Raw genomic sequence first — 25,310 nt, forward strand, 5'->3', positions numbered from 1 at the left:
CCTCCTCGCGAGCGGTACCGGTCAGCCGGTGGCCGGTGCGTCAGTCGGTCTCCAGCGGCGCGACGTGCACGTTCACTCGGCGCTCCCGCAGCGCCCGGACGACGTCGGGCGGCGCGCCGCCGTCCACCACGACGTCGTCGAAGTCGGTCAGTGGTGCGAGCTGGTGCAGTGCGGTGCCGCCCAGCTTGGTGTGGTCCATGAGCAGGACCTTGCGGTTCGCCGAGCGCATCATCGCCCGCTTGACCAGGACGATCTCCTGCTCCTGGTGGTAGGCGAGGCCGGCCGACGCCGCCGACGTCGACGTGAGCAGCACGTCGGCGCGCAGCGCCTCGATCGCCTCGATGCACGGGACGCCGAGGAAGGAGTCGTGGGTCGGGTAGTACTCCCCGCCCAGCGCCATGAGCCGCACCCCGGGCTGCCGGGCGACCTCGTTGACCATCCGCAGGAAGTTCGTGATCACGGTGAGCGGGGTGATCTCGGGGAGCAGGCCCGCCACCTCGAGCGTCGTCGTGGAGTCGTCGAGCATGACCGCCATGCCGGGCTCGATCATGGTCCGCGCGTACCGGGCGATGGCGGCCTTCTCCGCCCTCGCGGTGCGCAGCCGGTAGACGACGTTGCTCTCGAACACGCTCGACGGCTGAGCGCTCACGCCGCCGCGGAACTTGCGCACCACGCCCTGGCGCTCCAGCTCGTCGAGGTCGCGGTGGACCGTCATGATGCTGACGCCGAAAGTATCCGCGAGCTGGCTGGCCGACACCGAGCCCTCGCGCAGGACGTGGTCGGCGATCCGGTCCTGCCGGTCGTGGCGTGACGTCGGCCGCTCAACCATCGCTGCCGCCGGGCCGGTTGAAGTGCTCCAGGGTGACGGTGCCGTCGGCGGCGAAGGTCAGCGCGGTGGTCGCGGTCGGCTCCGGGCCGCGCAACGCTGTGCGGTAGGCCCGCAGCGGGACGCCCACCAGCCGGCACAGCACGAGCCGGATCATCGTGTTGTGGCCCACGACGAGGACGTGCTGGCCGGCGTGCCGGGCGGCGATCTCACGCAGCGCCCGCTCGGCCCGGTCGGCGGCCGCCGCCGGGTGCTCACCGCCGGGCAGATGGTGCTCGACGGGGTCGCGCAGGAACCGCTCGACGGCGCCGGGGTCCACGGCGCGCAGCTCCGACAGCATCATCCCCTCGGCGCTGCCGAAGTCCAGCTCGCGCAGCCGGGCGTCGACGCCGACCGACAGGCCGGTCGCGGCGGCCACCGTGCCGGCGGTCTCGCGGGAACGCAGCAGGTCCGAGGCGTACAACGCGTCCGGGCGCGCTCGCGCGGCCCAGCCGGCCAGGGCCTCGGCCTGCCGCCGCCCGACGTCGTCGATCCCGATGTCGCTGGAGCCGGTGTAGCGATTGCCCTCGTGCCAGGGCGTGCGCCCGTGCCGAGCCAGGGTCACGAGGGTGGGTGGCGTGTTCGGCTGCGTCATGGCCGGCTGCCGGTGAGGGAGGCGGTGCCGAGGTAGCCCCGGCGGACCAGCTCGGCGGTGAGCCGTTCGTAGCCGGCGGACAGCCGCTCGTGGGCGCCGGGCCGGGGCTCGACGACGGCGCGCCGGCCGACCATGCGCGCGGCCCGGTCGGTGACCCGCCTGCCGCGCGCCGACGCCAGCACCGCCATGCCGAACGCCGGCTCCGGCGTGGCGGGCAGCACCAGCGGCCGGCCGAGCACGTCGGCGCGCAGCTGGTTCCAGTAGTCGTTGCGGGTGGCCCCGCCGGTCACGCTGATCTCGCCGCCGACGTCGGCGCCGATGGCGGCCAGGTGCTCGATGCACAGCCGCTCGACGAACGCCACACCCTGCAACAGCGCCGCGTACCGCTCGGCCGGGCCGCTGACCTCGCCGAGCTGGAAGCCGACCGCGTCGGGCCGGACGAAGGGGAACCGCTCGCCGCGCGCGGTCAGCGGATACATGACCGCGCCGGCCGGTTCGAACCCGGCGGCTTCGGCGCTGAGGGCGTCGAGGTCGTCGGTGCTGAACTCGGCGGCGACGGCACCGGCACCGACGTTGGACGCCCCGCCGGGCAGCCAGCCGCCGTCGGGATGCAGGTGGCTGTAGACGGCACCGTCGGGGTCCTCGATCAGCGTGGTCGACACGCCCTTGAGCACCAGCGTCGTGCCGAGGACGGAGTTCCAGGAGCCCGCCGCCAGCGCGCCGGCCGCGATCTGCGCCGCGCACCCGTCGGTCATGCCGGCCACCACTGCCGTGCCGGCGGGGATGCCGGTGTGGGCGGCCGCCTCGGCGGTGACCGTCCCCAGCTCCGCTCCCGGACGGACGACCTCGGGCAGCGTGGCAGGGTCGACGGCGGCCGCCTCGAGCAGCGCCGCGTCCCAGCGGCCGGCGACGACGTCGTAGCCGGACTTCAGCGCGTGGCTGGTGTCGGTGCGCACCCGGTGCCCGACGAGGCCGGCGGCGATGACGTCGGCACTGTGCGCGACGTACCGGGGCGCCGGGCCGGTGCGGGTGTGGTGCCGGAACAGCCAGTCGATCTTCGGTAGCGCCCAGGAGAGCTGGATGCCGCGGGCGACCCGACGGTTGATCCGGTCGAGCTCGTCGACGGCACGGGCGTCGTCGTACATCAGTGCCGGGGTCAGCGGCGCGCCGCGGTCGTCGGTGAGCAGGACGGTTCCGGACGTGCTGCAGATGGCGACGGCGCTGGCTCGGGCCCCGCCGCCGGGCAGCGCGGCGAAGGCCTGTCGCGACGCCGCGCCGAGCGCCTCCCACCACTGGTGCGGGTCCTGCTCGTGCTGCCGCATACGGACGCTGCGGCGCCGGCTCTCCAGCGGCGCCGAACCTAGGGCCAGCACCCGGCCGCCGTCGTCGACCACCATCACCCGGACGCTCTGGGTGCCGATGTCGACGCCGACCCACCTCGCGCCTGCCGGACTCGGCTCCATGTGCACCCCGTCGCGATCGGTCTCCAGGACTAGCCCGACACGATATCGCATAGATAACACTAAGCTTTGTTAAACCTATCCGAACGGATGGTGGAACCCCGTGACGACCAACGGCGAACCCCCGAACCTGGCCGCGCGCCGAACGGGCCTCTCGACCCGGCGCTCCGCCACACTGGGTGGCATGACGTCCGCCACCCGCAGCCAGCCGCCGTCCCGGCGGACCCAGGCCCGCGAGACCCGCCAGCAGGCGATCGTGGCCCACGTGATGGCCAACGGCGTCGCCACCGTCACCGAGCTCACCGAGCTGACCGGCGCCAGCGTCATGACCGTCCACCGCGACCTGGACGAGCTGGCCCGCCGCGGCGTCGTGCGCAAGTTCCACGGCGGGGTCTCCGCGCAGCCGTCGACGGTGTTCGAGAGCAGCTCCGAGTACCGCGTCACGGTGCAGGTGAGGGAGAAGGAAGCGCTGGCCACGGCCGCGTCGGCACTGCTGGAGCCGGGCATGTCCATCATGCTCGACACGTCGACGACGAACCTATTCCTGGCCCGCCGGCTCGGCGACCTCGGGCTCGGGCCGCTCACCGTCGTCACCAACTACCTGCCGATCATGCAGCTGCTGCGGACCATGCCCGACGTCCACCTCATCGGAGTCGGCGGCGACTACAACTCCACGCACGACGCGTTCCTCGGCATGAGCGCCATCGAGGCGATCGGCGCGCTCACCGTCGACGTCGTCTTCCTCAGCACGTCGGCGATGACCATCGGCACCACCTACCACCAGGAGCCGGACATCGTCACGGTGAAGCGTGCGATGATGGCGGCCGGCCAGCGGCGGATACTTCTCATGGATCCCACCAAGCTGAACCGCACCGCACTGCACCGGTTGGCACCCACGTCGGACTTCCACGACGTCGTGGTGAACGCGGGAACGCCGCGTGATTTCGTCGATGAGCTGCGGGAACGGACCGCCGTGACGGTGGCCGGCTGAGGCCGCCGGCGGGACCTGCCGACGACGGGTCGTGGGCCGGTCATCTCTCGTTCATCTCTACCTTCAAGTTAAGTCTATCGTTCTTTGTGTTAAGTCTGTTACGGTCTCTCGCACCACGTCCGAGTACTGGTCATGGCGGGAGGCGTTCGCGTGGCATCTCAGACAGACTCCACGGTCGTCCGGCCGCCAGAGCCGGCGGCCGCGCGGGACGGTGGCCGCGGCGCGGGCCGCGGCGGACCGGCGCGTCGCCCGGTACCCCGGCGGCGCAGCCACAACTGGCGCCGCAACCGCAAGGAATACCTGCTCTTCCTGGTGCTGGTCGCGCCCAACCTGGCGATCATCGGCACGTTCGACTACTGGCCGGTGATCTACAACGCCTGGCTGAGCCTCACCCGCTGGAACATGATCTCCGGTGTCCCGCGGTTCGTGGGCCTGCAGAACTACGAGAACCTGCTCACCAGCCCCGGGTTCCATGAGGTCCTGCTGAACACGCTGGTGTTCACCGCCGCCATCGTCATCGGCAGCGCGGTGATCGGCCTCGCCCTCGCGGTGCTGTTCAACCAGAAGCTGCGCGGCCGGGGCATCGTGCGGACCGCCGCGTTCGCACCACACATCGTCAGCGGCGCCGCCGTCGCCACCCTCTGGCTGTTCATGTTCGATCCCGCCTACGGGCTGACCAGGGTGGTGTTCGACCCGTTCGGCATGGAGTCGCCGCGCTGGGTCAACGACGCCGACTGGGCGATGGTCGCGCTGATCATCGCGTACCTGTGGAAAGGCATCGGGTTCATCGCCATCGTCTACCTCGCGGGGCTGCAGAACCTGCCGGAGGAGCTGTACGAGGCCGCCCGGCTCGACGGCGCCGGCTCCTGGACGATCTTCCGGCGCATCACACTGCCGCTGCTGTCGCCGGTGACGTTCTTCGTCATGGTCGTCTCGATCATCGGGACGTTCCAGGCCTACGACATGATCGCGGTGCTCACCGGCGGCGGCCCGGGCAGTGCGACCACCACCCTCTCGTGGTTCATCTACCAGCAGGGCTTCCAGGCCTCCGACGCCGGCAACGCCGCGGCCGGCGCGATGCTGCTCTTCGTGATCCTGCTGGTCGTCACCGGCCTGCAGACCAAGTTCGTCCAGCGCAAGGTGCACTACCGATGAGCGTGGATCGGCAGGCGTCGCCGGAGAGGCGCCAGGGAACCAGCACCAGCGTGCAGCGCGTGCTGCTCTATGCCGGCCTGGTGGCCGTCGGACTGCTGTTCATCGGCCCGCTCTACTGGCTGTTCTCGTCCGCCCTCAAGGAACCCGGCGACATCTACCAGTACCCGCCACGCTGGTTGCCCGGCTGGCACGTCGAGAACTTCGCCGAGGCCTGGCGGGCGGCGCCGTTCGGCGACTTCTTCCTGAACTCGCTGATCGTCACCGCCGGCGGCGCGGCGATCAAACTGGTCAACGCGACGCTGACGGCCTACGCGTTCGTGTTCCTGCGCTTCCCGTTCAAGAACCTGATCTTCCTCGTGATGCTCGGCGCGCTGATGGTACCGAACAACGTCACGCTGATCGTCAACTACATCACGGTGTCGAACCTCGGCTGGGTCAACACCTACACCGGGCTGATCCTGCCCAGCGCCGGCTCGGTGTTCGGCATGTTCCTGCTGCGCCAGTACATGATGACGCTGCCCGGCGACGTCATCGAGGCGGCCAGGGTGGACGGCGCCGGACATCTGCGGATCATGTGGCAGGTCGTGCTGCCGATGTGCAGGCCGATGCTGGTCACCGTCGGCATCATCGCCGTCGTCGACATGTGGAACGACTTCATCTGGCCGCTGATCGTCACCAACACCGTCGAGATGCGCACGCTGCCGATCGGTCTGCTCTACCTGCGCACCACCGAGGGCTACGCGAACTGGGGAGCGATCATGGCCGGCACGGTGATGGTCGGCCTCCCGATGCTCGTCCTCTTCCTCTTCGCCCAGCGGCAGATCGCCCGCGGGCTGACCGGCGGGGCCGTCAAGGGCTGACCCCGCGCCCCCTGGCACGAAAGGACCACACGATCATGCGACCCACCCCCGCACTCATCCGCCGCCGCGACTCGTCCCGGCCCAGCCGCCGTGACTTCCTCAGCCTGGCCGCGGCCGCCGGCGTCGCCGCGCCCCTGCTCGGTGCCTGCGCCGGCGGCGTCACCGACGACTCCGGCACCGGCTCCGGAGGCGACGGCGAAAGCGGCGGCAGTGAGGGCGGCAACCTCGGGCAGGTCGACGTCAGCCCGCCGGAGCAGTACGCCGGGCGCACCAACGTCGTCATGTGGAGCGCCATGGGCGGTGTCAACGGTGAGGCGCTGGCCGCGCTGCTCGAGAAGTTCAACCAGTCGCAGGAGGACATCTACGCCGAGGCCCAGTTCCAGGGCCCGTACCACGAGTCCGCACCCAAGCTGACCGCCGCGCTGCGCGCCGGTGCGGTGCCGGACATCATGATGCTGGCCGACACGTTCTGGGGCCGGTTCCTGCTGAACGACGCGCTCGAACCCCTGGGCGGCTACTTCGACGACGAGTTCAACCGCGACAACTACATCGAGGCGCTCTACGACGAAGGGCTGGTCGGCGACGAGCTGTACTGGCTCTCCTTCGGCCGCAGCACGCCCCTGTTCTACTACAACAAGGACGTGTTCGCGCAGGTCGGACTGCCCGACCGAGGCCCGGAGACGTGGACGGAGCTGCGCGAGTGGTCCGCGGAGATCACCCGGCTCACCGTGCAGGGTCAGCCGCTGAAGGCACACGCGTTCACCGGCGACGACGACTGGCAGTTCATGGCCGCGACCTGGCAGTTCGGCGGGACGCTCTCCGAGGGCCTGGACGTCACCATCGACAGCGGCGGAGCCGTGGACGCGGGCGCCTGGCACCAGAGCTACATCTTCGACGACGGCTACGGCTACCTGGCCCAGAGCGCCGGCACCGACTTCGGCACCGGCGTCGTCGCCACCACCATCACGTCCACCGGCGGCCTGCGCGGCATCTACGAGGCCGCCCAGTTCGAGGTCGGCACGGCGTTCCTGCCGCGCGAAGTCGCCAGCGGGGTTCCCACCGGCGGCATGGGCTTCTCGCTGCTCAAAGGCGCCACCCAGGAGCGCAAGGACGCCGCGTTCGAGGTGCTCAAGTTCCTCGGCCAGCCGGAGAACGCCGCGGAGTGGACGCTCGCCACCGGGTACCTGCCGATCGTCAAGGCGTCGATGGAGGTGCCGGAGCTGGCGCGGACGCTGGCCGACGACCCCAACTTCAACGTCGCCGTCGAGCAGCTGCCCGAGGCGAAGGCCAGCGACGCGATCCGCTCCTACCTGCCCAACGGCACCAGCCTGATCATCGCCGGACTGCAGCGCATCTACAGCGACGGCGGCGAGGACGTCCAGGGTGTGTTCGACGAGGTCGCCGAGCAGCTGCGGCAGGGTGCGGAGGACATCAAGCCCGCGTACGAGGAGTACTTCGGCTGATGGGCATCGCCAACTGCGCCCACCGCGGAGCCGCGGCGGAGCTGCCGGAGAACACCATGGCGGCGTTCCGGCTCGCCGTCGCCCAAGGCGCCGACGAGCTGGAGCTGGACCTGCGGCTGTCCGCGGACGGCCGGCTCGTCGTCATGCACGACGCGACCGTGGACCGCACGACCTCCGGCTCGGGCGCGGTGTCGGCACTGACCTGGGACGAGCTCCGGGCGCTGGACGCCGGCGGCGGTGAGCCGGTGCCGTCGTTCGAGGAGGTGCTCGACGGCACCGAGGCGAGGCTCCAGGTGGAGATCAAGGCGCCGGAGGCGATCGGGCCGCTGGCGCGGCTACTGGCCGAGCGTCCGGCGGAGCTGGACCGGATCTCGCCGTGCTGCTTCGACCAGGACGTGGTCGCCGAGCTGGCCGTGCGGTTCCCGTCCGCGCCGGTCGGCCTGATCTCGAAGACGGGCTCGGCCGCGCTGGTGGAGCGGGCGGTCGAGCTCGGCGCGTCGCGGGTGCTGTTCGGCTGGTCGGGTATGACGAAGGACCTGGTCGCGGCGGCACATGAGCGGGACCTGGAGGTCAGTGTCTGGCCCGTCGAGACGGCCGAGCAGCTCCAGGACGCGCTGGCTCTCGGCGTCGACGGCTTCACCACCGACCACCCGGGACGGATGGCACAGCTGCTCTTCCCATGATCATCAACGGTTGGCGACGCCCTGACGTCGCCAACCGTTGATGATCATGGGCCAACCTCACGAGGAGGCAGGCATGGCTGATCGGTTCGTGACCCGACGCGGGGTGTTGCGCGCGGGTGGGGCGGTCGCGGCGTCGGTGGCCGTCGGAGCGGTGGCCGCGCCGGTCGTGGCGGGTTCGGTGCCCGTCGCACCGGCCGGGCGGAGCGGGCTGCCGGGACGGTCGCCGTCGTTCGACCTGGCGGCACCGTACGAGGAGCTCGTCGTCAACACCGGACTGCACGACCAGCGCACCATCATGCAGTCGTTCGCCGTCGACAGCGCTGGCGGTCACCTGTACGTCGTACAGATCACCCAGGGCGGCACGGTCCTGCCCGGCGACGAGCCCGGCGACGAGGAGTACGCCCGGCGGGCCGCCCGCGGCGACCTCACCATGTCCAAGCTCGACCTGGCCGGCAACCTGCTGGGCCACATGTACCTCCAGCGGTTCGGGCACGGCGTCGCCATCGGCGTCGAGCGCACCGGACGCTCGGTGCACCTGTGGACCGAGGTCGACGCGGTCACCGAGGGCACCAGCGGCTGGGGCACGCGGCTGCTGCGGTTCCCGTTCGCCGACGGCACCGTCATCGACGCCGAGCGCACGCCGGACCTGCAACGTCGCGAGCTGCTGCCGGGCGTGGACCGCACCACCTGCAACGTCGACCCCGCCTACCGGACGCTGGTGATGCGGTACCGCCGCGACGGGGCGTTCCGGTACGCGCTGTTCTCCGTCGACGAGGTGAGCAAGCAGCGGTCCAGCTACACGCCGCTGGCCGACGTGCCGCAGCCGGCCGTGCTCAGCGGCGGCCCGGTGTTCCAGGGCTATGCGACGTACGGGCGGTACCTCTACCTGTTCGACGGCCGAATCTACAGCTCGACGAACCCGCCGGAGGGCCAGGGCAACGCCCACCTGACCCGGGTCGACTGGCTCACCGGTGAGGTCGAGCAGCGGGTGCGTACCGTCGACGGCCACGACTTGCACCGCCGCGAGCCCGAGGGCCTCGGCGTCTGGCTGGCCCGGCCGGGCCAACGCGACAGCGCGCGCCTGGGGTTCGCGTTCGGCACGAGTGTGACGGCGAACCCCGACGACGACCGCCTCTGCACGGTCCTCTACAAGGAGCTGCCCTGACCGCGCTCCCGTGATCATCGGGTGGTGGGTGTCGGTGACCACCGGGGGCGGACGGCGGTGGCTTTCCTTCAGGCGCGGAAGGTGGCGCTGGAGACCTCATAGACGACCTCCAGGCCGTCATCGTCGTCCCGCTGCTCGCCGACCTCGACGAAGCCGTACTGCAGCACGAGGTTGCGAGACGCGAGGTTGGCCGGGCCGATCGATGCCCGGACGGTTCGCACCCGCGGGTCGTGGGCGGCGCGACCGAGCATCAGCTCCAGCGCGGCCCGCGCGTAGCCGCGTCGCCGGTGGGCCGGGTCGATCGCGTAGCCGACCTCGACCATGCCGGCGCCGTCGGGCGGACCGTGGAAGCCGGCGCGCCCGACGGCGACCGCCAGCTCCTCGCACCACACGACGCCGGTGATCCAGTCGGCGCTGGCGGGGTCGGACACCACCTGCTCGCTGCGCATGCGCCACACGCTGCTCCAGTGCGGCCCGGCGAAGTACGGTGTCAGGGCGACGGGGGAGTGCAGGTTGGCCGCGACGAGGTCGCCGTCGGCCAGGGCACGCAGCGCGCCGGCGCCGAGCTGGAGGATGCGGACCTGGCGGGCCGCGGTGATCGCTTGGCTCATCATCGCGGCACATCATCCTCGCCGCCGCCGCGGCGGACAAGCGCGATGGTGAGAACGCCGACACCGCCGGTGGTCGCGGCGAGGACCGCGAGAGTCGTCACGGCGCCCCAGCGTGCCCACCAGTCCTCGACGGCGGCGTCGCGCGGGTCGCGGGGGTCGTACCGGACGGTGACCGCGTCGCCCACGTTCGTCCCGTCGTCCGTGCACACGTCGTCGCGAACCTCGCGCCGTTCGCCGTCGACGGTGAACTCGACGACGCGACACCATGAGCGCCAGTCGTCCCGCTCTACGGCGACGACGACGCCGTCGGCGCGCGCGGTGCGGTCGGTGCCGTCGTCCCGGGCAATGCGGTCGACGGCCAGGGCGGCAAGGGCGAGCGCGACCGCGATGCCGGTCAGCACGTAGCCCACGACGAGGCGCCGACGGGGCGTCACGCGGGGGTGGGAAGGGGCTCGCCGGTCTCCAGCAGCGTCTTCAGGCTGGCGATGAGCTCCGGCCAGCCCGCGCTGACGTTCGGCAGCAGGGCGCTTCCGCGCGGGAATTCGTCGTGGGTCACGGTGAGCTTGACGGCGTCGCCGTGCGGCTCGATGGCGAAGGTGACCTTGGAGCGTTGCTCCCGGGCGAACTCCTCGACGTCCGCGGGGTCGAGCTCGTGCGCGGCGGCGAACTCCGGGGTGAACGTGTGCCAGGTGTAGGAGAGGCGCGTGTACGGGTCGGCCTCCAGCACCACCTGGTCGGGGTCGGTGATGACGACGCCGCTGTCGTGCCAGGTCATCGGCGCGCCGCGGGTCCAGTCGGTCTCGAAGCGGACGCCCCAGTAGCGGCTGGTGAAGGCCGGGTCGGTCAGCGCCTGCCAGAGCTTCTCCGGGGTGGTTCTGATGTAGGTCGTGTAGACGAACGCGGTTGTGTCGGTCATCGGGGTGGACTCCAATGCGGTCTTGAGGTCGGCCAGCACCCGCGCCTGTCCGCGGTGGTAGCGGCTGATCCAGCGGTCGGCGATGGCGTTGATGGGCTCGGCGTCGAGGTAGTGGTGCTTCTCGCGGCCGTGCTTCTGGGTGGTGACGAGGCGCGCCCCCTCGAGGACGGCGAGGTGCTTGCTGACCGACTGCCGGGCCATGTCGAGCCCGGCGCACAGCTCTCGCAGAGTCTGCCCGTTGCGTGCGTTCAGGCTGTCCAGCAGGGCGCGGCGGCTCGGGTCGGCCAGTGCCTTGAAGACCTCGTCCATCGCGGTGGGTGCCTCGGTTCTCGGATATGCAGCCGTGTGGCTGCCATTTATCGTTCGATAATAGGCAGCTAATTGGCTGCGTGTCAACCGGTGGTCGTGGCCCGCGGACGGGCGCCGGTGGAGCGTATCTACGCCCAGTGCAAAGAGGCGGAGGATGAGACCGGGGGTGGGTCCGATGCGACTGGTGCGCGTGGACGACGACGTCGAGCTGGCGGTCTCCGATCACGGTGCCGGCGAGCCGGTCGTCCTGGTGCAGACCGCGTTGAAGGCCGACGAGCTATGGCCGCTGGCGACCGCCCTCCAGGACGAGTTCCGAACCGTCATGTACCACCGCACGGCGTCCGCCCGTTCCTGCGCCGGCACCCGATGCCGCGGACGGTCCCCCGGCGGTGACTCACGACCCGCCGCGCACGCCGCAGCGCCCGTGGACGACGATGACTTGCCTCGCCGGGCGCGCCCCGGCTCAGGAGGCCGCCAGGACGGCGCGCGCGGTGGCAGCCCCCTGTCCGGCGATGCCCGGGATGCTGGAGGTGATGAACGGGCCGCCTCCGGCCAGGTCGCCGACGACGTGCAGGCGTGAGTCCGCCGCGACGATGCCTCCGGACGGCTGCCGCGCGGCCACGCCCAGGCCGACCAGCGCGTCCACCAGCCTGGCCGCCGAGCGGGGGACCGCCCCCGGGGGCGGGTTCACGGCGTTGACGACGACGTCGGCGGGCCGCGCGCCGTCGTCGGCCACGACCGTGAACCGGCCGTCGCGCCGCACGATGTCGCGGGCCCCCGCGCGCGGCTCGAGCTGGCCGGAATCGAACAGCTCCAGCAGCCGTACGGCGTTCACCGGGACCATGGGGGAGGCGACGCTGATCGCGGTCCGGGACACCGCGCGCAGCCGGGCACGCTCCCGCTCCGGCAGCAACCGCCACGCGTACGGGGCCACGGTGTGAGAGGCGACCTGCAGGACCCGCCGCGCGATCCGGGGGTCGGCGATCGCCTCGATCTGGCGGCGCAGTCGCGCCACCGGTTCGTCGGTACCCGCGGCACGCAGGTCGGCGATCAGGTCGTCGAGGTCCTCGCCTGCATCCGCCAGCTCCGCGCGCAGAAGCCCGGCGAGGCCGTCGACGGTGACCTCCCCGTCGCGCGCCAGCAGTGACTTGACCCCGTCGACGGTGACGTGTGTCGGCCGGCGGGCGATCGGCCGCTGCCACACGTGCGGGAGCATGCCGGTCCGAGACAGCAAGCTGATCCGCCCGGCGTGGCCACGTGCGGCGAGTGAGACGACGACGTCGACGGCGGTCAGGCCGCTGCCGATCACGGTGACGTCGCTGTCGGGCGGCACATCGTCGAGGGCCCGCGCGAGCGGGTATGGGGCGCCGACGAACCCGGGCGCGTCGCCGAGCGCGTAGTGGTCGTGTGGGGTGCCGCCGCCGACGCAGAGCGCGACCTGGTCGACGACGTGCTCGCGGCCGTCGCCGGTCCGCAGCGCCAGCCGGCCGGCGGTCGCCGCGGCCCCTTCCACCGGCGCTGCGACGACGTCCACGCGCCAGCCGTCCTCACGCAGCTGCGCGATGGCTTTCTCGGCCGTGTGCTCCAGGTACTCGCCGTAGACGGCGCGGGGCACGAGCGGTGCGCCGAGCAGGTGGTCCAGATGCGCGGTGCCGCGTGCGCCAAGCCACGAGGCGTAGTGGTCGAAGTCGTCATGGCGGATCGACATGATCGCTGGCGGGGAGTTGACCAGCACCGAGTCCAGGTCCGCTGCGTACGGGAGCCCACGCCACAACCCCTGGGACGGCTCGAAAACCGTCACCGCTCCGGGGGTCCCCGTCTCCCTGGCCAACGCGTCCAGCAGTCCGACGGCGGCCGAGCCGCCTCCGATGATTCCGATGTCCATGCCGTCAGCCTCGGCGTCGCCTGGGCGCACCTCGATCCCACCGCCGTGGGTGACCTCTCGGGAATGACCCCCTCAGCTGAGGGGTTGGCGCGAAGGGACCGGCCACGCACGCTGGACCGACACGGTCGGAGAAGAGGAGCGTTCCATGGGCCGTGCGGACGTCTTGGCCGGCGTCGATCGCGCGAGCGACACCGCCGGCATGTTCGCCCGGGTGTCGGCGCGGCTGCGGCGCACGGTGCCGCACGACGCGGCGGTGTGGGCGGCGACCGACCCCGAGACCGGACTGGTCACCGCACCCATGGTGGTGGAGGGCCTCGGCGATCGCGAGCGCTGCGCCGAGTACTGGGAGAGCGAGCTCCTGGACGAGAACGTCCTCCCGTTCCGCGACCTGGCACGCGCGCGCGTTCCCGCGGCCGGACTCCGGGCCGTCACCGACGACCTGCCCGCTCGTAGCGCCCGGTACCGCCGGCTGCTGCAGAAGGAGGGCGTCCACGACGAGCTGCGCGGCGTGGTGCGCGCGGGCGGCCGGTCCTGGGCCGTCGTCAGCCTGTTCCGGACGACCGGGCGCGCACCGTTCAGCCAGGACGACGTCGACCACGTCGCCTCGCTGTCGGCACCGCTGGCCGCCCGGCTTCGGCGCCTGTCCCGTCCGTCGTCCCCCGAGCCGCTGCCGGACCCGCCCGGCCCCGGGCTGATCGTCTTCGACCACGACGGCTCGGCCACGTCGATCAACGACGAGGCACGCCAGCACCTGGCGAGCCTTCCGCCCGGCCCGTCCGTCCCGTCCGCGCTCGGCGTGCGGCTGCCGATCTGGATCGTCGGAACCGCTCTGCAGGCGCGCGCGGTGGCCAGCGGCCGCTCCCGCAGCGGGGCCAGGACCCGCATCCGCACCGGTCAGGGCCAGTGGCTGGTCTGTCACGCGTCCGCCCTCACCGGCCCGGCCGGACGGCCCGGCCCAGTCGCGTTGGTGATCGAGCCCGCCTCCGCTGCCGATCTGGCTGTCCTCGTCGCCGAGGCCTACGAGCTGACGCCGCGCGAGCTGCAAGTCGCCCAGGAGGTCGCGCGCGGCCTGCCCACCGAGGAGATCGCCGCCCGGCTGGTCATCTCACCGCACACCGTCCGCGACCACCTCAAGGCGATCTTCGAGAAGACGGCCGTCTCCAGCCGGGGCGAGCTCGTCGCGCGCCTGTTCGTCGAGCACTACTGGCCGCGCGCCCGCACCTGACGCCGTCGCCGTCGGCCGTTCAGGCGCTGGTCGCGCATTGCATCAGGCTCCGAGGGTGGCGAGCAGCAGCTCCACGAGCCTGGCGTTGTCGGCCTCGACCACGACGTCGATCGGAGCGTGCTCCGGCACGTCCAGCCCGGCGGCGAGTCGCAAGTGGTCGGCGTCCCACCGGATCGGCCTCGACCGGGTGAGCCCCGTCAGCTCCACGTCCACGGTGCACCGCTCGAGACGCACGAGGTCGCGGTCGAGGAGCAGTGCGGCAGCGAGCGGGTCGTGCAGGGGGCAGCCTTCGCGCTCCCGTGACCGCTCGACGTGGCGGATCCACGGTGCGGTGGTCTCGGCGAGGTAGGCCGCGACGGGGGTGCCGGCGGCGGCGAGACGATCGACGTCGGGCAGTCGCAGCGCCGTGGTGATGGTGACGTCGAGAGGCACGAGCGTCACAGACGCGCCGGAGGTCAGCACCTGCCGTGCGGCCTCCGGGTCGATGCCGAAGTTCAGTTCCTGCAGGTACCCCGGCACGTCGAAGGCGCCGCCCATGACGATGATCTCGGCAACGTCCTCGGCCAGGCCGGGGTGCAACGCCAGGGCGTGCGCGACGTTGGTGAGAGGGCCGACGGCGACGATGGTGATCTCACCGGGGGCGGCCGCGACGCGTGCGGCGATCTCGGCGGCCGCGTCGGCCCGGGCTGGCAGCGGGTGCTCCCGCGGCGGCCGCAGGTCGGCCCACAGCTGGACGGAGGAGTCGTCGTGGTCTTTCGCCATGCGCCGTGTCGCCCACGGCTCTTCGGGCTCGACCAGTGCCGTCACGGCCCCGAGGTGCACGGGGACGACGGCGCCGACGGCGTCGAGCATCGTCCGAGCGACCCGATAGCCGACGTCGCGGTGCGTGTTGCCCGAGACGATCGTAACCAGTTCGAGGTCGATGTCGTCGCTCGCGATCAGCAGGCCGAGCGCGAGCCCGTCGTCGACGTCGGTGACGGGCACGCCGTTGCCCGGGTCGCAGTCGAGGATGACGCGGCGCTTGGTTGGCATGGTGGTCATTCCTTACTTCCCGAGCTGGCGGTGGATCCGGTGAAGTGCCGCTGGAAGGCCAGCAGCAGGATGAGGGGGATGGCGGCGGTGAGGATCGCGGCGGCGAACATCTGGCCGTAGTCGACGCCGGTCTCCTGGGCGAAGTCCGCGATCGCGACCGGTGCGACCCGAACGCCCGGCGCCGGCGCGATGAGCAGCGGCCACAGGAACGACTGCCACTGGAACACGAACAGGATGAGCCCCGCGCCGATCAGCGGGCCGCGGGACAGCGGCAGGTAGATGCGGCGGAACACGCCGGTCCACGAGAGGCCGTCGAGCCGGCCGGCTTCGGCCAGCGACGCCGGGACACCCATGAAGAACTGACGCAGCAGGAAGATCGACAGACCGTTGCCGAGCGCTGGGAGCACAAGACCCGCATAGGTGTTCGCCAGACCCAAGTCGCGGAACGTCGATGACAGCGGAATGGCGATCGCCTCGAACGGCACGAGGAAGCACACCACCATGAACGCGAACACGGCGCCTCGACCCGGGAACGGGAGCACGGCGAGCGCGAAGCCCGCCAGCGCGGCGACGACCAGGCCGAGGGTGACGCTGAGGAACGCGACGATGACCGAGTTCATCAGCGCGGGCGCGAAGGAGCTCTGCAGTACCGATACGAAGTTGTCGAGGCTGACCGACTCGGGGATCACCGTGCGCCAGCTGAACGGCGACAGATAGCGGAAGATCTCTTCGCCGGGGCGTAGTGACGAGATCGTCGCCCAGACGAGCGGCGCCATCGACAGGGCGGCGATGGGCACCGCGAGCAGCAGGGCCCGGCGGCCGGAGGCGACCTCGCGGCGGGTGGGGGCGTCGGCCATGATCAGTCCTCTCTGCCGGGGAGCAGCCGGAACTGGACGGTCACAACGGCCACGACGATCAGGACGAGCACGAGCGTGGCGGCGGACGCGGCTTGGGTGTCACCGAGCGTGTACGCGCGTTCGGAGATGTTGTACATGAGCAGGTCGGTACCGCCCTGCGGGCCGCCGCGGGTGAGGATCCGCACCGGTGCGAACACGAGGAAGTTCGAGACGGTGTCGGCGACGAGCACGAACAGCAGCGGCCTCCGCAGGCCCGGCAGTGTGATGCTCCAGAACTGCCGCCAGCTACCGGCGCCGTCGAGCGCCGACGCCTCGTAGAGCGACAGGGGGATCTCCTTGATGCCGGTGACGAGGAACGTCATCCAGTACCCGACGCCCACCCAAGAGCAGACGATGATGATCGAGGCGAGTGCCCACGTCGGGTCGGTGAGCCACGGCACGGTCGGCAGCCCGAGCGAGGTCGCGATGCCGTTCAGCGGTCCGTCGGGCCGCAGCAGCACCAGCCAGATGATCGCCGAGACGGCCTGGGGTACCGCGATGGGCAGCAGGATGAGCGTGCGCCAGAGCCCGACGGCGGGGATGCGCTTCGTAAGCAACACGGCCAGTGCGAGTGCGAGGGCGATCTGGAGGGGGTTGACGATGATCGAGAAGATCAGCGTCACCCGTACCGCGTTCCAGAATGACGGGTCGGAGAAGATGTAGGCGAAGTTCGACCAGGGCGACCGCTCGGATCCGAGCGGCACCGCCTCGGAAAGTGCTGCGAACGTCGGGATGATGCGCAGTACGAGCAGCAGCGCGACGGCGGGGAGCAACAGCAGCGCCGCGCTTCCCCAGGTCTCCCGCCGGGCGGTGGAGCCGCGCCGTGCGCGCTGGGCCGGCGCGTCGTGTCGGGGCCGCGCCGTCGTGGTGGTCGTCATTCGTTCTCCTCCGCGTCGAGCGAGAGTTCGCGCAGTCGGTCCAACTGCAGTTCGAGCGCCGACTGGGCGTCGGCGAGCACCCGCTCGACGTCGGCGCCGTTGCGTATGTCGCCGAATGCGGTGTTCATCTCGCTCTCGAACTGCACGTATCCGACGCTCGTGGGCCGGTGCCGGGAGTGTTCCGCGGTGTCCTCGAGGAACAGGTCGCCGAACCCGACGGTCTGCTGGGGCGCTAGTTGCCGGATGTGGTCGACGTAGCTGTCGAACGCCTCGGTCTGGACCGGCGGCAGGGTGTTGACGCTGGAGGCCAGTTCGGCGCCCCGAGGGTCGAGCGTCGCGAACTGCACGAATTCGCGAGCGAGGTCCTGATGCTCGCTCGTCGCGCTGACGCCGATCGCCCAGGAGTCGGTGGGCGTCACGATCGGTCCGCCCTCGAAGTACGGGTGCGGCGCCATGCCCCACTCACCGGGGAAGTCGCCGTCAGCGATCCGGCCGATCGCCGAGGCTCCTCCGACCAGGAATGCCGACTGGCCCGAACGGAAGAGGTCGACCATCTGAGCTGGGTCCACGCCACGCGGGCCGATCGCGTCGGCGTAGAGGGCGCCGTACCACTCGCCGAAGGCCAGCCACTGCGGGGTGTCGACCGCGGGCGTGAGGTTCTCGTCGCCCTCGAGGCCGGGACCTGCTCCCATGGATTCGAGCAGCGGCTGCAGAGCGTAGTACCGGTCGACCTGGTCCATGCCGAGCCCGTACCGCACCGCACCCGACTCGACGAGTGTGCGTGCCATCTCCAGGACCTGCTCCCACGTGAGGCGGTCGGCGGAGGTGGGTCCCGGCGCCGGCAAGCCCGCCTGCTCGAGCACCGTGCGGTTGAAGAAGAGGAAGTTGTCGCTGGTCCACAGCGGATACGCCCACTGCCGGTCGTCGACGGTGATCGAGGAGATGGCGACCTCGGTGACATTGGCCCGCATCTTCGGGAGGAACTCCGACTCGTCGGTCAGGAACCCCTGCTCCACCATGTTCGCCAGCCTGGGTGGGTCGACCGAGACGATGTCGATGGTCGTGTCACCGGAGCTGAGCCGTGCCTGGGTCTGCTCGACCATCTGCTCGAACGGCACGCTCTGGAGCTCGATGCGGACACCGGGATTCGCCTCCTCGAACGCCTCGGCGACCGGTTCGTAGGCGCCGGCGTGGGGGTTCAGAAAGGTCAGTGTCACCTCGTCCCCGTCGCCGGTCTGGCATCCGGAAAGGGCGACCACGGCGCTCACCACGACGGTGGCGACCGATGCTCGTGCCCATCTCATGCAGCGCTCCTCTCGTCGGCTGTCCGTGCGGCGGCGCCTGATGTCTCGACGTCGTCACGGCGCATGCGGCGCCCCCGGCGAGGTGAGGACGGCCGCGACGGCTGTCCGCGAGGGCATCCCCTCGCGCGCGCCCACGCGCGTGGTCGCGATGGCGCCGGCGGCGCAGGCGTGGGCCATCGCTCTGCGCAGGTCACCGCCTCGGCTGAACTCGGCGGCGAAGACACCGCAGAACGTGTCGCCGGCGCCGGTCGTGTCCACCGCGTCGACGGGGATGCCGCGTTGCGTGACGACCTGATCGCGCTTTGCCGCGACGGCTCCCTCCGCGCCGAGGGTGATGACAGCGACGTCCGGGCCGCGGTCGAGCAGGCTGCGCGCTCGCTGCGCCCAGTCCCAGCCGCCTGCCCGCAGCGTGCGCGCCTCGGTCTCGTTCACGATGAGCACATCGGTGAGTGCGACGAGCTCCCACAGCGCCTCGGTGATCTCCGACGGCAGCGGCGACGCGTTCAGCGTCACGGTGACTCCGTGGGCGACGGCTCGGCGCGCGGCGTCGAGGGCAGTCTCCAGCGGGATCTCCAGCTGCAGGAGCAGCGCGTCGGTCTCGGGCAGCGCCGCACCGAGATCCGCCAGGCCGTCGGACGACAAGGTGTCGTTCGCCCCGGCGGAGACAGTGATGGTGTTGGCTCCCGCGCCGTCGACGACGACCAGCGCTACGCCGCTGGGTCGATCGTCGTCGCGTCGCAGGTAGACGTCGAGGCCCTCGTCGGCCAGGGCATTGGCCAGTTGGGTACCGAAGGTGTCTCGACCGATGGCGGCATACAGAGAAGTCTCGGCGCCGTACCTGAGCGCTGCGACCGCCTGGTTTGCGCCCTTGCCACCAGAACGGTAGACGACATCGGCGCCCAGGACGGTCTCCCCGGCCTCTGGCAGGCGATCGACCGCCACGACGAGATCGATGTTGGCACTCCCGACCACCGCGATTCGCGTCCTCGTCATGCCGGTTCGTGCTCCGTGTCGAGGTAGTCCACGCCGTCGCTCACGTCCGGGCACCCGCACGACCCCCGTGCCACCAGCTCGACGGGAAGCACGATCGTCTCCACAGGCGCGGGCTCCTCTTCTCGCTGGGTGAGAATCCGCGCGACCGCGTGCCGGGCGAGCGCAGCGACGGGCTGACGGATCGTGGACAGCGTCGGAGTCGTCAGCAGCGACGCCGCGACGCCGTCGAACGAGACCAGGGCGATGTCGCGTGGACAGGTGCGCCCCAGCTCACCGAGCGCGCGCATCACGCCCAGCGCCTGCTCGTCGCTGGCGACGAAGATGGCGTCGATCTCGTCGTGGCGAGTGAGGATGTCACGCGCGGCCCGGTAACCGGCGAAGCGATCGAAGGGGACTTCGCGCAGCGGTGCCGCGTCCGGATCGAGCGGCGTGGCGGCGAGCGCGTCGCGCCAGCCCATGACCCGCTCGCTCGTGTTGCGTACATCGCGCGGGCCGGAGATGCAGGCGATCCGGCGCCGGCCGTGCCCGATGAGGTGCTCCGTGGCGAGCCGCCCGCCCTGCCGGTTGTCCGACAGGACGACCGCCGGCACACCGTCGAGGTCGAGGAGCCGGTCCATCAGCACCCACGGTGTGCCCGTCCGGGCGAGCTCGGCCGCTGCGGCCACCGAATCGTGGGACGGGATCAGCAGGATGCCGTCGACCCGGCGATCCAGGAACGCTTGGATGTAGGCGTTCTCACGTTCCGCGCGGTCGGTCGCGTTGCCGAGCAGCAGGGTGTAACCCTCGGCGAACGCGACGTCCTCAATCGCGCGCGCCAATTCGGCGAAGTACGGGTTGGTGTTGTCGGGCACGACGAGCCCGAGCGTCATCGTGCGGTTCGTGCGCAGCGAGCTCGCGATCCGGTTCGGCCGGTATCCGAGCTGGTCGACGGCGTGCAGCACGCGCTCGCGCGTAGCCGGCGCCACCCCTCGCGGCCCGTCGTTCAGGACGTAGCTCACCACCGCCGGCGACGTGCCGGCCAAGCGCGCGACGTCGCGTCTCGTCACCATCGTCCGCTCCATCAACTCGGGTTGATTGCGTGACGGCGACCCAAACACATCAACCGCCGGTAGACAAGGTGAACGCCTCCTCAGCGGTAGTTCGTCCCGGTTCGCGGCGAGCTCAACTCCAGTTGACGCGCAGGTCAGGACTCATCGAGCCCAGGTCCGGACCACTGGTTCGCGAATCGCCACAGCACCACAGAGGTCGCCGCAACCCGCCGGGCGGGTGCCGGCTGTCAGTTGTCGTCGACAGATTCCGGAGAATCGCCCACAATCAGGGCATGGTGATGTCGCTGCTGTGCCGCCTGGGCTGGCACAAGTGGCAACGGCGGCCCTCGGACGACGGCAGTCGATACCTCGTTGCCGTCGCTGCGGAGAAGAAGGCGAAGTCGCCCGATGATCGGCGGCTGATCGCCGCTCGCGCCCGCGCATTCGGACAACCGGCGCGAGGGGCGCTCATCTATCGGCACGCCACGAAGGACCGCGACCACGCAATCGCCGATGCCCTTGAGGTGCTCGCGCCACGAGAAGGACGTTCACATGGCCGCTGAACCGCGGTGAACAGTGGAGCGGGTGACGGGAATCGAACCCGCATGACCAGCTTGGAAGGCTGGGGCTCTGCCATTGAGCTACACCCGCACTGGGGGCGTTCGCCCCGGTGGACCAGAGTACCCTGTCACCTGGCCTAGACTTGTCCGGGCACCCGGGGCGTAGCGTAGTGGCTAGCGCGCCTGCTTTGGGAGCAGGAGATCGCAGGTTCGAGTCCTGTCGCCCCGACCAGCCCGCGTTCCTCGTAGCGAGACCGGCTCGCTACGCGGAACGTGCCCGACACCATCCAGCACAGGAGACACGTCAGCGTGAAGAGCGTCGTCGAGACCCTCAACCCGACTAGGGTCCGGCTCGCGGTCGAGGTTCCCTTCGCCGAGCTTGAGTCGAACATCCAGTCCGCGTACAAGCGGATCGCCGCCCAGGTGACGGTGCCGGGCTTCCGCAAGGGCAAGGTGCCGCCGATGGTCATCGACCAGCGGATCGGCCGCCCGGTGGTACTGGAGGAGGCGGTGAGCGAGGCCATCCCGCAGATCTACCGCGACGCCATTCGCGAGAACGAGCTGACGCCGCTGGCGCAGCCCGACATCGACCAGCCGCAGTTCGGTGACGGTGAGGACCTCAAGTTCACCGCCGAGGTCACCGTCAAGCCGAAGATCACCCTGCCCGAGTGGGAGGGTCTCGAGGTCCAGGTCGACGACGTCGAGGTCACCGACGACGACATCAACGAGCGGCTGGACGCACTGCGGGCCCGCTTCGGCACGCTGGTGACGGTGGAGCGGGCGGCCGCGGACGGCGACTTCGTCCAGATCGACCTCAACGCCACCAAGGACGGCGAGCCGGTCGAGGGTGGTCAGGCCAGCGGCGTGTCGTACCAGATCGGCCGGGGCGGCATGATCGACGGTCTGGACGAGGCGGCGACGGGGCTGTCGGCCGGCGAGTCGGCGACGTTCAAGACGACGCTGGTCGGCACCCACGACGGCGAGGACGTCGACTGCGAGGTCACGGTCACCGCCGTCAAGGAGCAGCAGCTGCCCGAGGTGGACGACGAGTTCGCCCAGCTGGCCAGCGAGTTCGACACGCTGGACGAGCTGCGCGACGACGTTCGCGAGCAGGCGCTGAACCGCAAGCGCATCGACCAGGCGATGGCGGCCCGCGACAAGGTGCTCGACCTTCTGCTGGACAAGGCCGGCGAGGTCCCGGTGCCCGAGGAGCTGGTGGAGTCGCAGATCGAGAGCCACTTCGCCGACGGCCACGGCGACGACGAGCACCGCAGCGACTTCGAGAAGCAGCTGCGTCGCAGCCTGGTCTCCCAGTTCGTGCTGGACGACCTCGTCAAGGACCAGAACATCGAGGTTTCGCAGGACGAGCTGAGCTCGTACATCATCCAGCAGGCCATGTCCTCGAGGGTCGACCCCAACGAGCTCGCGCAGCAGCTGGTCGACCAGGGCAACCTGCCCTCGGTCGTCGCCGACGTCGCCCGTGGCAAGGCGCTGGCCCTCGTCGTCGAGAAGTCCAAGGTCACCGACGCCTCGGGGAACGTCGTCGAGCTGAACCGGCTGCGTGAGGACGGTACGCTCGCCGAGCCCGGCGAGCTCGAGGACGGCGCACCGGCGGCGCCGATCGGCGACTCCTTCGAGTTCGCCGAGATCGACGACGCCGAGACGACGGCCGAGGCCGGCGCGGAGCAGAGCGCCGAAGCCAGTGCCGACGCCGACGGCAGCACCGACGCGAAGGTCGAGGCCGACGCCGTCGAGAACGGGGACGACGACACCAAGGCGTGAGCCCCAGCGCCAGAGCAGCGAACCAGTGGATCAGGTGACCGATCGTGGCCGAACCCAGCCACGTCGGTCACCTGATCCATTTCTGTCATCCCATCGGACCAGCTCACGACGGCGCCGTCCGCCGCGCCGCACGCCGTGAGCGAACACAGGCCATGCGGCGGATGGGCGGCGGGACCTTCTTGGTTAATGTCGTTGGCACCAACGACGAAACGAACGGTCTCGACGACCAGTCCGAGCAAGTCAAGGAGATCACGGTGAGCACACGCCCCGAGACGTCGGGCCCGCACTTCATTCAGGCCCACACCCCGACGCCTGGTACGTCGATGGGTCTGGACGACAACGTCTACAGCCGGCTGCTGCGAGAGCGGATCATCTTCCTCGGTTCGGAGGTCCGCGACGAGAACGCGAACGCCATCTGCGCGCAGCTGCTGCTCCTGGCGGCCGAGGACCCCGGCCGCGACATCAACCTGTACATCAACTCGCCTGGTGGCTCGGTCTCGGCCGGCATGGCCATCTACGACACCATGCAGTACGTCAAGCCCGACGTCGTCACGGTGGCGATGGGCTTCGCGGCGTCCATGGGCCAGTTCCTACTGACGGCGGGCGCGCCCGGTAAGCGGTACGCGCTGCCCCACGCCCGCATCCTCATGCACCAGCCGTCCGGCGGCATGGGCGGCTCGGCCAGCGACATCCGCATCCAGGCCGAGGCGATGCTGCGCACCAAGAAGGAGATGGCAGAGCTGATCGCGCACCACACCGGGCAGTCGGTGGAGCGCATCGAGGCCGACTCCGACCGCGACCGCTACTTCACGCCGCAGGAGGCGCTCGAGTACGGCTTCGTCGACCACGTGGTCGAGAGCGCCTCGCAGGTCTCCCAGGGCGGCGGCACGGCCTGAGGCGCACGCCGTCGCCGTCCCAACGACACCGAGCGAACACCGATAGAGGAGACCCCGCGATGAACTACTACATCCCGCAGTGGGAGGAGCGCACCTCCTACGGCTACCGGCGTATCGATCCGTACGGGAAGCTGTTCGAGGAGCGCATCATCTTCCTCGGCACGCCCATCACCGACGACGTCGCCAACGCCGTCATGGCGCAGCTGATCTGTCTGGAGTCGATGGAGCCCGACCGCGACATCGAGATCTACATCAACTCGCCCGGCGGCTCGTTCACGGCCATGACCACCATCTACGACACCATGCAGTTCATCAAGCCGGACGTCCGGACGGTGTGCATGGGCCAGGCGGCGTCCGCGGCGGCCGTGCTGCTGGCGGCCGGCGCGCCGGGCAAGCGGCTGGCGGTCCCGAACGCCCGCATCCTGATCCACCAGCCCTACACCGAGGGCACCTACGGCCAGGCCAGCGACATCGAGATCCAGGCCAACGAGATCCTGCGGATGCGCGCGCTGCTGGAGAAGATGCTCTCCGACCACTCCGGCAAGAGCATCGACCAGGTGCGTCAGGACATCGAGCGCGACAAGATCCTGACCACGCAGGAGGCCATCGACTACGGCCTCGTCGACAGTTTCACGGCCTCGCGCAAGGCCAGCCTGGTCGGCTAGGGACCACGACGATGCACACGACGGCCACGGGCGGCGGGGTTCCGCGCCCGTGGCCGTCGCGTTCCCGCAGTTCGCGTCCGCCGGTCCGCGACGCGCCGGGAACGAACCGGCCCGCGGGTGCCCGTTTGTCGGCGCGACGTTGTACCGTCGAAGGCACGCAGGGCTCGCAAGGGCCGGCGATACGCACGACGTCGATTCGCGAGCGGGCCCGCAGCGCGCCGGCCCGCACCGCGGATCCTCGGCCCACCAGCCGAGATCGCACCAGAAGACGGAAGGACGTACCGCGTGGCACGCATCGGCGACGCTGACCACCTGCTCAAGTGCTCGTTCTGCGGCAAGAGCCAGAAACAGGTCAAGAAGCTCATCGCAGGCCCCGGGGTCTACATCTGTGACGAGTGCATCGATCTGTGCAACGAGATCATCGAGGAAGAGCTCAGCGAGACCGCGGAGACCGGCGGGCTGTCCGAGCTGCCGAAGCCGCGCGAGATCTACGACTTCCTCGAGGAGTACGTGATCGGTCAGGACGTGGCGAAGAAGGCGCTGTCGGTCGCCGTCTACAACCACTACAAGCGGGTGCGGGCGCGGCAGTCTGGTGCGGCCCGCGGGCACGGCCGCGACGAGGCGGTCGAGCTGTCGAAGTCGAACATCTTGTTGATCGGGCCGACGGGGTGTGGGAAGACGTATCTGGCGCAGACGTTGGCGAAGATGTTGAATGTGCCGTTCGCCATCGCTGATGCCACGGCGCTGACCGAAGCGGGGTATGTCGGCGAGGATGTGGAGAACATCCTGTTGAAGTTGATCCAGGCGGCTGACTATGACGTGAAGAAGGCCGAGACGGGGATCATCTACATCGACGAGGTGGACAAGATCGCGCGGAAGTCGGAGAACCCGTCGATCACGCGGGATGTGTCTGGTGAGGGTGTGCAGCAGGCGTTGTTGAAGATCTTGGAGGGGACGACGGCGTCGGTGCCGCCGCAGGGTGGGCGGAAGCATCCGCATCAGGAGTTCATCCAGATCGATACGACGAACGTGTTGTTCATCGTGGGTGGGGCGTTCGCGGGGTTGGATGACATCATCGGGCAACGGGTGGGCA

Annotated in this window: 25 protein-coding genes and 2 tRNA genes; 13 read left to right on the forward strand and 14 right to left on the reverse strand. The window is 70.4% G+C overall.

Annotated features, from left to right (window positions below):
• Positions 1–40 precede the first annotated feature (40 nt).
• Genes E1269_RS03005 through E1269_RS03015 form a run of 3 tightly spaced genes read right to left on the reverse strand, consistent with a single transcriptional unit; the run spans position 41 to position 2,923 of the window.
• A complete protein-coding gene (locus E1269_RS03005) occupies positions 41–829 on the reverse strand; it encodes a DeoR/GlpR family DNA-binding transcription regulator (RefSeq protein WP_131890958.1) in 789 nt (262 codons plus the stop codon).
• Complete coding sequence (locus E1269_RS03010) at positions 822–1,460, reverse strand: histidine phosphatase family protein (RefSeq protein ID WP_131890961.1); 639 nt, start codon at positions 1,458–1,460, stop codon at positions 822–824. The genes E1269_RS03005 and E1269_RS03010 overlap by 8 nt, the downstream gene beginning before the upstream one ends.
• Complete coding sequence (locus E1269_RS03015) at positions 1,457–2,923, reverse strand: FGGY-family carbohydrate kinase (protein ID WP_131890964.1); 1,467 nt, start codon at positions 2,921–2,923, stop codon at positions 1,457–1,459. Before E1269_RS03015 ends, E1269_RS03010 begins: the two co-directional genes overlap by 4 nt.
• Positions 2,924–3,104: 181 nt before the next feature.
• Here E1269_RS03015 and E1269_RS03020 point away from each other — a divergent pair, with 181 nt between their 5' ends.
• The 6 genes from E1269_RS03020 to E1269_RS03045 all read left to right on the forward strand — a co-directional run bounded on the left by E1269_RS03020 (position 3,105) and on the right by E1269_RS03045 (position 9,237).
• Positions 3,105–3,911, forward strand: a complete 807-nt coding sequence (locus E1269_RS03020; protein ID WP_131890967.1) for a DeoR/GlpR family DNA-binding transcription regulator — start codon at positions 3,105–3,107, stop codon at positions 3,909–3,911.
• A gap of 150 nt (positions 3,912–4,061) precedes the next feature.
• On the forward strand, positions 4,062–5,066 hold the full coding sequence (locus E1269_RS03025) for a carbohydrate ABC transporter permease (RefSeq protein ID WP_203432814.1): 1,005 nt from the start codon (positions 4,062–4,064) through the stop codon (positions 5,064–5,066).
• The gene (locus E1269_RS03030) at positions 5,063–5,926 is read left to right on the forward strand and encodes a carbohydrate ABC transporter permease (RefSeq protein WP_131890973.1); all 864 of its coding nucleotides are present in this window, start codon (positions 5,063–5,065) and stop codon (positions 5,924–5,926) included. Before E1269_RS03025 ends, E1269_RS03030 begins: the two co-directional genes overlap by 4 nt.
• A 35-nt stretch (positions 5,927–5,961) precedes the next feature.
• A complete protein-coding gene (locus E1269_RS03035; protein WP_131890976.1) occupies positions 5,962–7,389 on the forward strand; it encodes an ABC transporter substrate-binding protein in 1,428 nt (475 codons plus the stop codon).
• Positions 7,389–8,072 (forward strand): glycerophosphodiester phosphodiesterase, encoded by a 684-nt coding sequence (locus E1269_RS03040; protein WP_131890979.1) that lies wholly within the window; start codon positions 7,389–7,391, stop codon positions 8,070–8,072. Before E1269_RS03035 ends, E1269_RS03040 begins: the two co-directional genes overlap by 1 nt.
• 73 nt (positions 8,073–8,145) lie before the next feature.
• A complete protein-coding gene (locus E1269_RS03045) occupies positions 8,146–9,237 on the forward strand; it encodes a phage baseplate protein (protein ID WP_131890981.1) in 1,092 nt (363 codons plus the stop codon).
• Positions 9,238–9,305: 68 nt separating this feature from the next.
• On the opposite strand, the gene E1269_RS03050 is transcribed toward E1269_RS03045, so the two are convergent.
• The 4 genes from E1269_RS03050 to E1269_RS03065 form a co-directional block, all read right to left on the reverse strand.
• Positions 9,306–9,848: a GNAT family N-acetyltransferase gene (locus tag E1269_RS03050; RefSeq protein WP_131890984.1), complete on the reverse strand. Its 543-nt coding sequence runs from the start codon at positions 9,846–9,848 to the stop codon at positions 9,306–9,308.
• Positions 9,848–10,282 carry a DUF3592 domain-containing protein gene (locus E1269_RS03055; RefSeq protein ID WP_162606204.1) on the reverse strand — a complete coding sequence of 145 codons (435 nt, stop codon included), beginning with the start codon at positions 10,280–10,282 and terminating at the stop codon, positions 9,848–9,850. Before E1269_RS03055 ends, E1269_RS03050 begins: the two co-directional genes overlap by 1 nt.
• A complete protein-coding gene (locus E1269_RS03060; RefSeq protein WP_131890987.1) occupies positions 10,279–11,073 on the reverse strand; it encodes an ArsR/SmtB family transcription factor in 795 nt (264 codons plus the stop codon). Before E1269_RS03060 ends, E1269_RS03055 begins: the two co-directional genes overlap by 4 nt.
• A gap of 463 nt (positions 11,074–11,536) precedes the next feature.
• Entirely contained in the window at positions 11,537–12,958 is a 1,422-nt protein-coding gene (locus E1269_RS03065) for an FAD/NAD(P)-binding protein (RefSeq protein WP_131890990.1), read from the reverse strand.
• 145 nt (positions 12,959–13,103) lie between these two features.
• Here E1269_RS03065 and E1269_RS03070 point away from each other — a divergent pair, with 145 nt between their 5' ends.
• On the forward strand, positions 13,104–14,183 hold the full coding sequence (locus tag E1269_RS03070) for a helix-turn-helix domain-containing protein (RefSeq protein ID WP_131890993.1): 1,080 nt from the start codon (positions 13,104–13,106) through the stop codon (positions 14,181–14,183).
• Between the two features lie 42 nt (positions 14,184–14,225).
• Here E1269_RS03070 and E1269_RS03075 read toward each other — a convergent pair whose 3' ends face one another.
• From E1269_RS03075 to E1269_RS03100, 6 genes are read right to left on the reverse strand one after another with little or no spacing between them, the layout of a single operon-like run.
• Positions 14,226–15,215 carry a nucleoside hydrolase gene (locus E1269_RS03075; protein ID WP_162606205.1) on the reverse strand — a complete coding sequence of 330 codons (990 nt, stop codon included), beginning with the start codon at positions 15,213–15,215 and terminating at the stop codon, positions 14,226–14,228.
• A 5-nt stretch (positions 15,216–15,220) separates the two neighbouring features.
• Positions 15,221–16,072 (reverse strand): carbohydrate ABC transporter permease, encoded by an 852-nt coding sequence (locus tag E1269_RS03080; RefSeq protein ID WP_131890998.1) that lies wholly within the window; start codon positions 16,070–16,072, stop codon positions 15,221–15,223.
• Between the two features lie 2 nt (positions 16,073–16,074).
• On the reverse strand, positions 16,075–16,989 hold the full coding sequence (locus E1269_RS03085; RefSeq protein WP_131891001.1) for a carbohydrate ABC transporter permease: 915 nt from the start codon (positions 16,987–16,989) through the stop codon (positions 16,075–16,077).
• Positions 16,986–18,293, reverse strand: a complete 1,308-nt coding sequence (locus E1269_RS03090) for an ABC transporter substrate-binding protein (protein ID WP_131891004.1) — start codon at positions 18,291–18,293, stop codon at positions 16,986–16,988. The genes E1269_RS03085 and E1269_RS03090 overlap by 4 nt, the downstream gene beginning before the upstream one ends.
• 54 nt (positions 18,294–18,347) lie before the next feature.
• Positions 18,348–19,286 (reverse strand): ribokinase, encoded by a 939-nt coding sequence (locus E1269_RS03095; RefSeq protein ID WP_131891007.1) that lies wholly within the window; start codon positions 19,284–19,286, stop codon positions 18,348–18,350.
• Positions 19,283–20,335, reverse strand: coding sequence for a LacI family DNA-binding transcriptional regulator (locus tag E1269_RS03100; RefSeq protein WP_131891010.1), 1,053 nt, complete (start codon positions 20,333–20,335; stop codon positions 19,283–19,285). Before E1269_RS03100 ends, E1269_RS03095 begins: the two co-directional genes overlap by 4 nt.
• 272 nt (positions 20,336–20,607) lie before the next feature.
• Between E1269_RS03100 and E1269_RS03105 the strand changes: the two genes are divergently transcribed.
• Positions 20,608–20,877 (forward strand): hypothetical protein, encoded by a 270-nt coding sequence (locus E1269_RS03105; RefSeq protein ID WP_131891013.1) that lies wholly within the window; start codon positions 20,608–20,610, stop codon positions 20,875–20,877.
• A 14-nt stretch (positions 20,878–20,891) separates the two neighbouring features.
• Here the strand turns inward: E1269_RS03105 and E1269_RS03110 are convergent.
• A tRNA-Gly gene (locus E1269_RS03110) sits at positions 20,892–20,965 on the reverse strand.
• A 65-nt stretch (positions 20,966–21,030) separates the two neighbouring features.
• Here E1269_RS03110 and E1269_RS03115 point away from each other — a divergent pair.
• The 5 genes from E1269_RS03115 to clpX form a co-directional block, all read left to right on the forward strand.
• Positions 21,031–21,106, forward strand: a tRNA-Pro gene (locus E1269_RS03115).
• 77 nt (positions 21,107–21,183) lie between these two features.
• Positions 21,184–22,656, forward strand: coding sequence for a trigger factor (gene tig / locus E1269_RS03120; protein ID WP_131891016.1), 1,473 nt, complete (start codon positions 21,184–21,186; stop codon positions 22,654–22,656).
• A 323-nt stretch (positions 22,657–22,979) separates the two neighbouring features.
• Positions 22,980–23,552: an ATP-dependent Clp protease proteolytic subunit gene (locus E1269_RS03125; RefSeq protein ID WP_162606206.1), complete on the forward strand. Its 573-nt coding sequence runs from the start codon at positions 22,980–22,982 to the stop codon at positions 23,550–23,552.
• Between the two features lie 59 nt (positions 23,553–23,611).
• Positions 23,612–24,217 carry an ATP-dependent Clp protease proteolytic subunit gene (locus E1269_RS03130; protein ID WP_131891019.1) on the forward strand — a complete coding sequence of 202 codons (606 nt, stop codon included), beginning with the start codon at positions 23,612–23,614 and terminating at the stop codon, positions 24,215–24,217.
• A 285-nt stretch (positions 24,218–24,502) separates the two neighbouring features.
• On the forward strand, positions 24,503–25,310 hold an 808-nt coding region (gene clpX / locus E1269_RS03135), incomplete at its 3' end, for an ATP-dependent Clp protease ATP-binding subunit ClpX (RefSeq protein WP_131891021.1).

Source organism: Jiangella asiatica (genome assembly GCF_004349065.1).
GTDB lineage: Bacteria > Actinomycetota > Actinomycetes > Jiangellales > Jiangellaceae > Jiangella > Jiangella asiatica.